At 55.0% G+C, this 12,747-nt stretch carries 12 protein-coding genes; 5 read left to right on the forward strand and 7 right to left on the reverse strand.

Annotated features, from left to right (window positions below; all coding sequences use genetic code 11):
* Positions 1-75 precede the first annotated feature (75 nt).
* The 3 genes from IE156_RS10490 (at position 76) to IE156_RS10500 (ending at position 2,211) form a co-directional block, all read left to right on the forward strand.
* Entirely contained in the window at positions 76-477 is a 402-nt protein-coding gene (locus IE156_RS10490) for a DoxX family protein (RefSeq protein ID WP_189392489.1), read from the forward strand.
* Between the two features lie 57 nt (positions 478-534).
* Complete coding sequence (locus IE156_RS10495; RefSeq protein ID WP_189392490.1) at positions 535-1,344, forward strand: DODA-type extradiol aromatic ring-opening family dioxygenase; 810 nt, start codon at positions 535-537, stop codon at positions 1,342-1,344.
* A gap of 72 nt (positions 1,345-1,416) precedes the next feature.
* Positions 1,417-2,211, forward strand: coding sequence for an exodeoxyribonuclease III (locus IE156_RS10500; RefSeq protein WP_189392491.1), 795 nt, complete (start codon positions 1,417-1,419; stop codon positions 2,209-2,211).
* A 24-nt stretch (positions 2,212-2,235) separates the two neighbouring features.
* On the opposite strand, the gene IE156_RS10505 is transcribed toward IE156_RS10500, so the two are convergent.
* The 4 genes from IE156_RS10505 to IE156_RS10520 all read right to left on the reverse strand — a co-directional run bounded on the left by IE156_RS10505 (position 2,236) and on the right by IE156_RS10520 (position 6,670).
* Positions 2,236-2,565, reverse strand: coding sequence for a c-type cytochrome (locus IE156_RS10505; RefSeq protein ID WP_189392492.1), 330 nt, complete (start codon positions 2,563-2,565; stop codon positions 2,236-2,238).
* 199 nt (positions 2,566-2,764) lie between these two features.
* Positions 2,765-3,910, reverse strand: coding sequence for a copper-containing nitrite reductase (gene nirK / locus IE156_RS10510; RefSeq protein ID WP_189392493.1), 1,146 nt, complete (start codon positions 3,908-3,910; stop codon positions 2,765-2,767).
* A 206-nt stretch (positions 3,911-4,116) separates the two neighbouring features.
* On the reverse strand, positions 4,117-6,396 hold the full coding sequence (locus tag IE156_RS10515) for a nitric-oxide reductase large subunit (RefSeq protein WP_189392494.1): 2,280 nt from the start codon (positions 6,394-6,396) through the stop codon (positions 4,117-4,119).
* Entirely contained in the window at positions 6,389-6,670 is a 282-nt protein-coding gene (locus IE156_RS10520) for a hypothetical protein (RefSeq protein ID WP_189392495.1), read from the reverse strand. The genes IE156_RS10515 and IE156_RS10520 overlap by 8 nt, the downstream gene beginning before the upstream one ends.
* A gap of 287 nt (positions 6,671-6,957) precedes the next feature.
* Here IE156_RS10520 and norR point away from each other — a divergent pair, with 287 nt between their 5' ends.
* Together norR and IE156_RS10530 are read left to right on the forward strand one after the other, a co-directional pair.
* The gene (norR, locus tag IE156_RS10525; RefSeq protein ID WP_189392496.1) at positions 6,958-8,499 is read left to right on the forward strand and encodes a nitric oxide reductase transcriptional regulator NorR; all 1,542 of its coding nucleotides are present in this window, start codon (positions 6,958-6,960) and stop codon (positions 8,497-8,499) included.
* Positions 8,492-9,190, forward strand: coding sequence for a Crp/Fnr family transcriptional regulator (locus IE156_RS10530; RefSeq protein WP_189392497.1), 699 nt, complete (start codon positions 8,492-8,494; stop codon positions 9,188-9,190). Before norR ends, IE156_RS10530 begins: the two co-directional genes overlap by 8 nt.
* Before the next feature lie 8 nt (positions 9,191-9,198).
* On the opposite strand, the gene IE156_RS10535 is transcribed toward IE156_RS10530, so the two are convergent.
* The 3 genes from IE156_RS10535 to ispB all read right to left on the reverse strand — a co-directional run bounded on the left by IE156_RS10535 (position 9,199) and on the right by ispB (position 12,681).
* On the reverse strand, positions 9,199-10,002 hold the full coding sequence (locus IE156_RS10535; protein WP_189392498.1) for a formylglycine-generating enzyme family protein: 804 nt from the start codon (positions 10,000-10,002) through the stop codon (positions 9,199-9,201).
* A 237-nt stretch (positions 10,003-10,239) separates the two neighbouring features.
* Positions 10,240-11,460, reverse strand: coding sequence for a sodium/glutamate symporter (gltS, locus tag IE156_RS10540; protein WP_189392499.1), 1,221 nt, complete (start codon positions 11,458-11,460; stop codon positions 10,240-10,242).
* A 255-nt stretch (positions 11,461-11,715) separates the two neighbouring features.
* A complete protein-coding gene (gene ispB / locus IE156_RS10545; RefSeq protein WP_189392500.1) occupies positions 11,716-12,681 on the reverse strand; it encodes an octaprenyl diphosphate synthase in 966 nt (321 codons plus the stop codon).
* Positions 12,682-12,747 lie beyond the last annotated feature (66 nt).

Here is a 12,747-nt window from a genome sequence, read left to right on the forward strand (position 1 = left end):
TACACAGACTCTCTGTCATCACACCAGCCATACCGCTTTGTTTACCGATACTGTCAACTTTCCAAAGGAAAATACATGAGCGCCCTTACCTCTAGCTGGACTCCTCGCTTGCTTAGTCTGCTGCGCATCGTCGCGGGCTATCTTTTGCTGACACACGGTACTGCCAAAATCCTGGGTTTCCCCAAAGTAGAGATGTTCGCCAACCTGCAGATTGCGTCGATGTACGGCGTTGCGGGCGTCCTGGAGCTGATCCTGGGAGCCTTGTTGCTGATTGGTCTGTTCTCGCGTTTTGCCGCCTTTATTGCATCTGGCCTGTGCGCGTTCGCCTACTTTATTGGCCATGCCAGCGCCAGCACCTTTGCAACGCCTATCCTCAATAGTGGTGAAGCGGCTGTGCTGTTCTGCTTTATTTTCCTGTACCTGGCCGCCGCTGGCCCTGGCCCTTGGAGCGTAGACGCAGGTCGCGGCAAAGCCTAAGCCGCCCGTTCAACCCTTTACTCCCTGCCCCTATCAGGGCAGGGGCAGGAGATCATCATGACTATGCCCACCTACTTCATCTCGCACGGTGGCGGACCCTGGCCCTGGATGCCTGAAGCGCAAACCATGTATGCACCACTGCGTGCTGCCTTGCAGGATATTCCGCGCCAATTGGGCCGTACGCCCAAAGCGATTTTGATGGTCTCCGCCCATTGGGAAGCAGAACAGGCTCATTTACTGATCGCCTCCGCTCCGCAGCCGAAGATGGTGTACGACTATTACGGTTTTCCCTCGCACACTTACGAAATTCATTACCCTGCCCCTGGCGATCCGGCCCTGGCCCAACAGGTCAGTGAATTGCTGGAAAACGCAGGTCTGCCTACGCAACTGGATGCACAACGCGGTTTTGACCACGGTGCATTTGTGCCCGCTTACGTGATTTATCCACAAGCCACGGTCCCTATGGTGCAACTGTCCATTCACGCTAATTACGATCCCGCCCTGCACTACGCCATGGGGCAGGCACTGGCCCCCTTGCGTGACCAGGATGTACTGATTATTGGCAGTGGCCTGAGCTATCACAACTTACGCAATATGGGTGCTGGCGGGGTTGAACCCTCAGCTCAGTTTGATGCCTGGTTGCACGAAAGCCTGAGCCAGGACGATCCTGATGCCCGCCGCCAGGCCTTGATGGCTTGGGAGCAAGCCCCTGCTGCCCGCATTGCTCATCCACGGGAAGATCACCTGGTTCCTGTCATGGTGGCAGCTGGTGCAGCCCGTGGTGATGTTGCCCATCGCTTTCACCATGAAACCCAGGCCTTTGGCGGTTTAACCGTGTCCAGCTACCGTTTTGGCTCGGCCACGTAACAAGCCCTGACGAGCACTGACATCGAAGCAGATTACGGGTTAAAGTGCTGACGCTATAAGGAGAATTGCCACGTGTTACGCGTCACCTCGTTAAACGTCAACGGTATTCGTGCCGCCTTTCGTAAAGGCCTGCCCGCCTGGCTCGAAGCCCAAAAACCCCATATTGTCTGTATGCAGGAAATCAAGATCAGCGAGCATGATCTGACGCCTGATCTGACCCACCCCGGTCAGTATCACGGGCATTTTCACCATGCACAGAAAAAAGGTTATAGCGGCGTGGGTCTGTATTTGAACCACAAAGCCGAATCCGTGGCCGAAGGCATGGCCTGCGAAGAGTTTGATGCTGAAGGCCGCATCATCCGCGCCGATTGGGACAAGCTCAGTGTCATCAGCGCCTACCTGCCCTCGGGTTCGTCCGGCGACGAGCGTCAAACGGCCAAATACCGCTTTCTGGATCATTTTGAACAGTGGATTGGCGGCCTGATGCAGGAACACCGCGATACCGGCCGCGAGTTCATTATTTGTGGTGACTGGAATATTGCGCACCACGAAGCAGACTTGAAGAACTGGAAAGGCAACCTGAAAAACAGCGGTTTTCTGCCTGAAGAACGCGCCTGGATGACGAAAGTGCTCAGCGAGCTGTCCTGGGTAGACGTGTATCGCAGCCTGCATCCTGATACCACGGACGAGTGCTACACCTGGTGGAGCAACCGTGGTCAGGCTTGGGCCAAAAATGTGGGGTGGCGCATTGATTATCAAATTGCCACCCCTGGTATTGCTGCTAAAGCGCGTAGTGCCACGGTCTATAAAGAAGAGCGCTTCAGCGACCACGCACCACTGACAGTTGATTACGACTGGAACTTGTAAGCCCAGCCTGAAAAGGTCAGCGGCTTAGCTGGCCTTTTCAATCATGTAGCGCACAACGCTGCGCAATTGATCATCAGTGGCCTTAGGCGCTGCACCACGCGGTGGCATGGCGCCCTTGCCCTTGATAACCACTTCCATCAAAGCATCCTCGCCTTGTGCAATCAGGGGCTCCCAACGAGCCTTATCGCCCAGACGGGGGGCATTGGCCATACCTGATGCGTGACAGACCATACACGAGGACTTGTACAGCTTGAGGGCTTCTTCCGAGTCGGCGTGTGCAGCAGGTGTGGCAGCCAACAAGAGCAAAGCGGCCATTGCGGAGTACATCATGGTGGCGGGGGTATAGGTTCTCATGGGTTTACCCTTTAAACAGTCGGCATAAACGTATGCCCGGCTGATACTGCGTTTTCCAAACAAGAGGCCCGGCTTTCATGGCCCAAACCCCCTGCTTCTTCATTAACTTCCTTACTGCCCAAACACTGCCTTGAGCCCTGGGCGGAATTGACGACGTCACTTTAAGATCAATTCCGCACGCTGGACCTATGCCCCTGATTTAGCCCTTGATAGGGCCGGGAGGGCTGACTTGCTTCATCAAGTCGTCGTTCCAGTCGCCTTCGACCAGGACGTGACCCGCTGCGCCCAGTTCCATGGCCTCGATCAGGTTGTGGTTCACGTAGGCGTACACACCAGGCTGCTTGAAGGTGTAGAGTGCTACGCCAGCCGAGCCGCCACGAATGAACCAGGTTTCCAGGTTCTTGGCTGGTGGGTCATCAAATTTACCCAGTTCCCACACCCAATCGCCGTGACCACCGATCAGGTGAGGACGGGTATCGCGGTTGGCCTGCGAGTGAATGAACAACACGGTTTCACCCACATTGGCTTTCATGGCACCGTCGCCCATCAAGGAACCGACTTTACCGTTGAACACCACGTGGCTGGGGATCAGACCACGCATGGCTTCCAGGGTATCGCCGTAGCTTTCGGCCGAAGAACCGTACTTTTTGAAGTTGCCCTTTTCATCACGGGGGATGTAGAGGTCAAATTCGCCAATGGTGTAGACACGGTCATAATGCAAAGAATTGCCCGCCGAGTCTTTCAGGCCATCGCGTGGCAGCACCATGACGGTACCGTGCATGCCCTGAACCACGTGCCAGGCTACCGAACCTTCAGGTGCGCAGTGGTAGATGAACGTGCCAGTACGGTCAGCCTTAAAGCGCAGCGTGGCTTGTTCACCGGGGTTCACGTTGGTCAGCTTGGCACCGCCCAGCGCGCCAGTCGAGGCGTGAAAGTCGATGTTGTGCGGCATGGTGTTAGTGGCTGGGTTGACCAGAGTCAGCTCCAGGTAGTCCCCTTCATGAACCACCATGGTGGGGCCGGGCATGGAACCGTCAAACATCATGGCGTGCATGGTTGTGCCATCGCGATCGACCACGATTTCTTTTTCGGTGATGCTCATGCGGAACTCCACCACACGTGGCGCGGGACCGACTTTTTGCTCGTGCTTGTGGACCATAGGAGGCGCAACCAGATCCACCTTGACCCGCTCCAGCTTGGCGATCTGGGCTTCTGTACGCGCAGCCATCCAGGGCGCGTTCTTTTGTGGTGCAGCCGTCTCGCGGGCTTGTACTTGAGCCGCCAGCAAAGTCGTTCCTGCGGCGACACCTAGGCCAGCACTTTTCAAGAAATGACGACGTTCCATACTACCTCCGGTTTGATCCAGGCGTGATGCCTGCTGATTAAATGTTTTTCAGATCTAACAGTTACTGAATGTATTGGACCGCAATCTGACTAAGCACTCTTTGCTGCAGCGCAAGCATCTCGTATAAGCAACAAAAAAAACCGCCCGAAGGCGGTTTTTTTGATAGACGGAATCTCACAGAAAAAAGAGACCGTCCTGAAAAAGCATCACGATGTTTTTACTGCACCTGCAGCATTGGCCGAAGAGCTCCGGCGTCCTGCTGTGATACGTACCCAAACTTGCTGGAATACGATCAGGGCACCGGCAATAAACACCGTGTCACCCAACGTACGCCACCAGCGCAAAGACTGCAGGATAGGCTGTTGCATGAACTCTTCACTACGGGCGTACCACATGCCCTCAGAGATGCTGGCCCAGGCCTGAATAATACCGGCGGGCAACAGGCTGACGAACATCATCAGGACCAGACCAATATTCAGTGTCCAGAACCCCCAGCTCATCAGGCGGTCGTTGTAGCGTACCTCTGGCGCGATGTAACGCACCACCAGCAAGACAAAGCCCAGTGACAGGAAGCCATACACCCCGAACAAGGCAGCGTGTGCATGCAATGGTGTCGTGTTCAGACCTTGAATGTAGTAAAGCGAGATAGGTGGGTTAATCAGGAAGCCAAACACACCGGCACCCAACATGTTCCAGAACGCCACCGCCACGAAGAACATGACGGGCCAACGCAGATCACTCATCCAGCTGGCTTGCTTTTGCATCTTCCAGTTATGGAAGGCTTCGTAGCCCAGCATGATCAAAGGCACCACTTCCAAAGCACTGAAGGAAGCACCAATTGCCATGATAGGAGTGGTCGTCCCCGAGAAATACAGATGATGCAAGGTACCCGGCACACCGCCTACCAGGAACAGGGAGGCTGCAGCCAGACCGGCGATCGTGGCACTGCGCTTGGACACCAGACCCAAGGTCAGGAAGATAAAGCCCATGGCAACGGTGGCAAAGACCTCGAAGAAGCCCTCAACCCACAGGTGAACCACCCACCAGCGCCAGTACTCCATGATGGTGATATTGGTGTGTTCGCCATAGAACAGGCCGGTGCCGTAGAACAGGCCAATAGCGACGGTAGAGATGGTCAACAAGATCAAGAGGTGGTTGTCACCCTTGTCGCGACGCAAGGCAGGCCACATGCCACGCAGCATCAGCAACAGCCAAAATGCCAGACCAATGAACTTCACGATCTGCCAGAAACGGCCCAGATCCAGATACTCATAGCCTTGATGACCGAACCAGAAGTTCAGTTCAGGCGGCAAGATGTGTTTGATAGCCAGGAAGTTACCGGCAAAAGAGCCAATGAACAAGACAACCAGGGCGCCAAACAGGACATCCACACCCAGACGCTGGAACTTGGGGTCTTCACCGCCATTAATTAATGGCACCAAGAACAGACCGGCTGTTAAAAAGCCGCTGGCAATCCACAGCAAAGCCGCCTGAATGTGCCAGGTACGGGTCAGGGAATACGGGAACCACTGTGAGACGTCGATGCCATAGAACATCTGGCCTTCAACGGTATAGTGCGCGGTAAAGCCTCCCAAGAAGACCTGGATAACAAACAGGGCGACCGTCAAAAAGGCATATTTTTTCAGTGCGCGCTGGGAAGGTGTTAGGCGAAATGCCAACACCGGGTCAGTAGCCGGAGCGACAGGCGCCTGCTCGTCCTTGTGTGTAAACGCCCAGATCCAGACCAGCAAACCGATACCGGCCAAAAGCAGAACAATACTGACAATAGACCACACAATATTGGCCGTGGAAGGATGGTTATCCACCAGAGGCTCATGGGGCCAGTTATTGGTATAGCTGACAGTAGTGCCAGGACGCTCGGTCACAGTTGCCCAGGACAGCCAGAAAAAGAAGCGTGTCATGTCCTGACGGCGCTGCAACTCTGGCAGGGTGTTGTCCTTCATGGCAAAGCTTTCGCGACTGGACTTCAGCTCGGGAGCATCGCCGAACAAATCAATGTAGTACTTGGCCGTTGTATCAATCGCCTGGGCACGGCGTTCGCTGATCTGCAGCACGCCCGTTGCTTCATCAATACGATTGGGACGATATTCGTCCTGCAGCTCCTGCCGCAATGTGGCCTGCTGGCTGGAGCTTAGCTGCTCGTACTTCAGGGAATGAGCTTGCTCGGCAGCCAGGTCCAGCCAAGCCAGTGCCTCGCGGTGCAACCAGTCCGCGCTCCAGTCAGGGGCCTGATAAGCGCCATGGCCCCAGATCGAGCCTAGCTGCATACCGCCTGTACTTTGCCAGGCAGACTGGCCGCGATGAATCTGTTCCTGTGAGGTGAACTCACGGCCATCCGGTGTCACCACCTGAACAGGCATAGGGGGTGCCTGACGATACACCTCCACACCGGTCCAGCCCAGAATGGCAAACGTCACTATGGTGACTGCCACCAGGGACCACCATAGTTTTTTGTAGCTACGCATTTTGTTCTCCGTCTCGCTGATGAATCAAACGACCCAATCCAAACAGGTCCTGGTACTGTCCAGACTCCTGGTCAAAACCTGTTTGGGTACGGCCCCATCGCGATGAGTGACTGCTTGAAAAAGAGGTTTGCTGTGCGATACGAGCAGCGCTAGGGCCGAATGCTAGCCCCTGACTACTGGACGATTGCATCCGGATACGAATCTGCTTGAGCAAGGTAGCCACAGCCGAGCTGATGGGTCCTTGCAAGCGAGCCAGAAAGGTTGAGTCCAACACGGCATGCTGAGCCTGCGACGACCCACTGTGTAATCCATGAATATAAAAAATTGGCCTATTTGAATCGTCCGGGCCACATTGCCGTGGACGGATCGGGGTACAAGCCTGGTAGCGATGCTCTGCTAAATCGGGGGTCATGTCATAGTCCTTAAAAATGTATGACAAAACCTATAAAGCAAAGACCGTGCCAAGTCCCAGACGACATAGATCAATGGTTTGCGGGGAAGCTAGGTATAAACTACCCCGACAAAACTGGGTACTTTTCACCATAAGGGTATTTTCCACCCATGCTCGATCTCTTGATTGCCGATCTCGCTACTGAGATTCCGGGGCCACTGCGTCTGCAACGCATGGTGCATTTGCTGGCCCGCCACTTTGGCTGTGATGCTGCTGGCCTACTCAAACTGGACGACACCGTGCTGCGCATCGTGGCGGCCAGCGGTCTGGGTAACGACACACTGGGGCGTCACTTTGTGATTGCCGATCACCCTCGGCTGGCTCGGATTCTGAGCTCGGCCAACTTGACTCGCTTTGAGCCCAACTGTGGCCTGCCCGACCCCTACGATGGCCTGCTGGATGACAAGCTGGGCCAACCCCTGCCCGTACATGACTGTGTCGGGATTACCTTGCAGGTGCAAGGTACACCTTGGGGAATACTGACCCTGGATGCGTTACGGCCAGGGACGTTTTCAGCCTCCATGCTGGTCGAGTTGAAACACTGGTGCCTGATTCTGGAAAGTGCCATCCGCATCAGTGAAATGGAAGAAGAAAACCGCAGCCTGCGCTTGTTGTCCACCTTGCCGCCCGACTATTTGTCGCGCAGCAACTCGGCCTCCATTATCGGCAACAGCAAGTCCTTGCTGGAAGTGATTCAGCTTCTGGATACTGTGGCCACATCTGAACTGCCGGTTTTGTTGCTGGGCGAGACTGGCGTGGGCAAAGAGTTGTTTGCGCAACGCCTGCACCAGCGCTCGCCGCGGCACAGCAAGCCACTGATCTACGTAAACTGTGCCGCCCTGCCTGAGTCTTTGGCTGAAAGCGAGCTGTTTGGTCACGTCAAAGGGGCATTTTCGGGCGCTCACGAACACCGCGCCGGACGTTTTGAAGCGGCCCAGGGTGGCACGCTGTTTCTGGACGAAATTGGTGAGTTGTCTTTAACCATTCAGGCCAAGTTATTGCGTACCTTGCAAAATGGTGAGATCCAGCGCCTGGGCGCCGACCATCCCATCAGGCTGAATGTGCGCCTGGTCGCTGCCACCAACCGGGACCTGACGCAGCAAATTGCACAAGGCGGTTTCCGAGCAGACTTGTTCCACCGACTGTCGGTTTTTCCCTTGACCATCCCGGCCTTGCGCGAGCGCCATCAGGACATCCTGCTGCTGGCAGGCCATTTTTTGGAAACTAACCGTTCTCGTTTGGGATTGCGCGGAATTCGTCTCGCCCACGACGCGGAAGCTGCTTTACTGGCTTATCATTGGCCTGGTAACGTCCGCGAATTGGAGCATTTAATTAGCCGCGCAACCATCCGCCTGCTGGTCGATACGCCAGATCGTAACCAAATATTTACTCTTAGCGCCGATAATCTCAACTTGTTACCATCGCCTCAGCAGCCAGTTACAAGGACCAGCTTGGCAGTAGGGGTACCCAGCCAGTCCTTGCGCCAGTCCGTTGAACAGTTGCAAAGTCAGCTGATTCGGCACGCCCTAGAACAGACCGAGGGTAACTGGAGCCAGGCTGCCCGACAGCTAGGCATAGACCCCAGCAATCTGCACAAGCTGGCCAGCAAACTAGGGCTTAAAACCCGCTCAGAAAGCTTAAGTGATGACTGACATCTCCTACCCCTCCTTGTTAGCCAGCCTGCCCGTGTTCTCTGCTCTGGATGCGACCAGCATCAATGAGCTCTGGCAAGAGGGACGCCTGATGCACTACGACAAGGACAGCCAGGTCTTTCGGCAAGAGCAAAGTAGTGACCATTTTTACGTCCTGCTGCAGGGTCTGATCAAAGTGGTGCGTACGATGCCCAACGGCTCCCAATTACTGGTGCGTTTTGCCTTGCCGGGTGATGTTATTGGCATTGCCCCTGCCTTACGCCGGCGTAACTACCCGGCCACCGCGATCAGCGTGACCACCAGTGCTGCGTTGGCCTGGCCGGAGAAATCCTGGGACAGCCTGACGCAACGCTTTCCCTGCCTGCTTAGCAGCGCCCAAGACACGGTAGCGCGTCGCCTGAGCGATGCCGATGACCGCCTGTTGGAAATTCATAGCCTGGAAGTGGAGCAGCGACTGGCTCACAGCTTGCTGCGCTTGATTCGTCAAGTGGGGCAAAGCGGTGCCCAAGGCACTTCTTTAAGTATTCCTGTGACCCGGCAAGACCTGGCGGATCTGGCCGGTACAACCTTGTACACGGCCAGTCGGGTGGTTAGCAGTTGGGATCACCAAGGCCTGATTCTGGCAGGCCGTAAGCAAATTACGATTGCTGATCTGGATAAGTTTGCACACACCATCCTGGAGCGCGGCTAAACACCGTTTTAGTCTTCAGTCACCAGACGCAAACCCAGATACCGCGGTGGTACACCAACCGAACACGCGCCTGTTTTAGGATCACGGATAAAGTCGGGCATCACCGCAATATGCTCCCCGCCCAAGGTACGGACGCCGCAGTTTTCCAGGCGTGATTCAGCAGGCGGCATACTGATACGGTGCACCCGAACGTGGCAGGTGTTGGTCCATTCGGCTACCTGCCCGGCAGCATCAAAAACCCCATAAGCATTTGCCACGCCTTGGCCTAAAGGGGCCAATGGCACTTCCTGCTCCTGCTTGCGCCTATAGCTGTCCTGATATTCCTGTAGCCACAGTGCCGCCTGCTCGTTTTCATCTAACCCAGTCTGAGCAGATTCCGGCACTTTCAGGTCCGCAAAATAGCTCCACTCCAGATAGTCCGGCAAACGAAACTTCTTGCCCGTGCGCTCGCTAAGCCAGGCGGCATAGTCCTGCCCGTCCTGCCAGCTAACACCGACCACCGGCATATTCTTGGCTTGTCCCTGCCCGACGGCATCGGCCGCCTTGCAACGTTCAGCACGGACACATTGGTCGTACTCATACTGACTGACCTGATACTTCATGGCTTTGAGCATGGGCGAGGGAGCATATGTCACGGTGTCAGAAGCAATCAGGCGGCCATCCAGCAAGAACTCCCCTGCCTGCATGACATCACGCGCCGGACCAGCTACTTCGACCAGTTCTGGCAAACCGGCTTGAGTGCTGGACTCTCCAGCCGAACATCCGGCCAGAATGGCCACTAACAGCACTGATCCCACTACATGGCTTCGCATTGTGCACTCCCTAGAGACAATCACAATTGAAGCGCAGCCCGAGCGTAGTGTCCTTGCGCCAAGGCAAACACGCGATAGAACACATCCATAAATTTAAAGGCTGGAAGTGTGAATAAAGCGCAAGTAAAAATCCAGGCACAAAAAAATAGCTCCCAATCGGCATGGATGAAAATCCAGACCTAGGGAGCTAGGCAAATCAGGCAAGGTTCTACATCACCGTGCCTGGGTTGCGGCTATTTAGCTTAAGACCTTCAAGAAGCCAGTAATGATGACGGCATTGAAGAAATCGATAAACAAAGAACCCACCAAGGGAATCACAAAGAAGGCCTTGCGGGAAGGACCGTTATCCTCGGTGAAAGCCTGCATATTAGCCATGGCGTTAGGCGTGGCACCCATACCAAAGCCGCAGTGCCCAGCCGACATCACCACTGCGTCATAGTCTTTACCCATGACCTTGAACGTGACGTAGGTGGCAAAAAAGAACATCAATACCGTTTGTGCAATCAGGATCACCAAGAGAGGGCCAGCTACTTCGGCCAATTGCCACAGCTTCATGACCATCAGGGACAGGACCAGGAAAAAGGCCAGTGAGACATTACCGATAGTCTCAAACTCTTTTTCTGGTAAACGATAGTGACGCCAGTCGATGATATTGCGAATAGCCGCTGCAATCAGCATCGAACCCAGATACTCGGGCAAAACGATTTTGTAGCTAGCCAGGAAATCAATAATGACGCTACCAATACCAATGGCCACACAAAGCAGAATGACCGCATACACCGGCATATCGAAACCACCCTCTTCCACCTGGGTCGTTTCTGTCACGATTTTTGTGGGCGCATCCTTGCCTTCGTGTTGACGACGATGACGGCGGTGTGGCTCAGGCCCCGAGATATTGTGTTTTCGCATCAAGCGCTTGCCCAATGGGCCACCGATGACACACCCCATCACCAAGCCCCAAGTCGAGGCAGCGATAGCGGCAGGCAAGGCCCCCACAGCACCCGCTTTTTCCAGCAAAGGACCAAACGCACCCGAGGTGCCGTGCCCACCTGTCATGGATACCGAGCCTGCCGCCAGCCCCAACAAGGGATTGGCATCCAGGAGCACAGCAAGGGACACGCCCAGTACGTTTTGCAAAACGATCAACCCTACCGCACAGCCTAAAAACAGGGCGACCGCGACACCACCTTTTTTCAACAGCTCAAAACTAGCTGAAAAACCAATGGTGGTGAAAAAAGCCATCAGCAGGAAATGACGTATATCGTCATTGAACTCAAAGGTAAAAGCGCCCGTTTGGTAGCCAATCAGCGCGATCAGAGAAAAGACCAGACCACCGATAATGGGACTGGGAATGAAATAGCGGGCCAAAATAGCCACGCGATTTTTTATGTATTCCCCTAGCACTAAAAAAACAGCGGCCATCCCGACCGTCTGTGCAATATCGAGTTGAATATTCATCTATCCGTATTTCCTTACATCTTTTGGATAAGGCAACGCCTCTGTCTGCTGCATGGCACAGGTGAAAGCCAAATCCTTCAGAGCGCGTATCAATCTGGCACGAGCAAGTCTGAGTCGACAAGGGCTCGCACGGAAATCATTGTAATGGGCTTGAAAAATAACATGAGCCGCTGCCTGAACACGCGAAAACACGTAACTTTCGGGTTCTTATTACAAAAAAACCCGCCTGACGGCGGGCTTGGTTTCGTATGGCGCTTAACGATCTCGTTGTATCGAGAATGCACACAAATCCAGCAAAACCTGCTTGTACTCGCTGTCTGGCACCGCTGCCAAGGCTTCTACCGCCAGCTGCGCTTCTGCATGTGCCGCGTCGCGCGTGTAGGCAAGCGCATCGGTTTGCTCGATAGCCTGAGCCACCGCCGCAAAATCCGCATCACCGGTTTCAATCGCCGACTTGATCAGTTGGACCTGCTCCGGTGTTCCTACTTCCATGACACGGATCAGTGGCATGGTGGGTTTACCTTCGCGCAGGTCGTCGCCCACGTTCTTGCCTAGAGCCTGGGCATCGCCGGTGTAATCGAGTACATCGTCCACCAATTGGAAGGCAGTACCCAAGTGACGGCCATAGGCTGCCATGGCTTCTTCCATTTCAGCATTGGCACCCGCCACAATCGCGCCCACCTGGGCAGCCGCCTCAAACAGCTTGGCAGTTTTGTAGCGCACCACTTGCAGGTAACGCTCCAGCGAAACGTCCGGGTCGTGTACATTCAGCAGCTGCAAAACCTCGCCTTCAGCGATCACCGTGGTGGCAGCCGACAGCACAGCCATAGAGGGCATGGAATTGGACTGCACCATCATCTCGAAAGAGCGCGAATACAGATAGTCGCCTACCAGTACGCTGGCGGCATTGCCGTAAACCGCATTGGCCGTGTTACGGCCACGACGCATATCGGACTCATCAACCACATCGTCGTGCAGCAAGGTGGCGGTGTGGATGAACTCCACCACGCCAGCCAGCAGATGATGCGTGTTTCCCTGATAGGCCAAGGCACGGGCTACCAGCAGCAGCAGCGCAGGACGCATGCGCTTGCCACCCGCACTAACGATGTATTCGCCGATTGTGCGTATCAGCACCACATCCGAATTCAAGCGCTCACGAATGACGACATCAAGAGCCTTCATGTCGTCGGCAATAGGTTCAATCAGGGTGGACAGGTTCAAAACAGAATTCCGCACGAGTAAGGGAGGGGGCCGATACCGGCCAATCGTAACTTGATGATTATACGA

Origin of the sequence: Alcaligenes pakistanensis, from assembly GCF_014652815.1 — a bacterium.
Lineage (GTDB): Bacteria > Pseudomonadota > Gammaproteobacteria > Burkholderiales > Burkholderiaceae_B > Alcaligenes > Alcaligenes pakistanensis.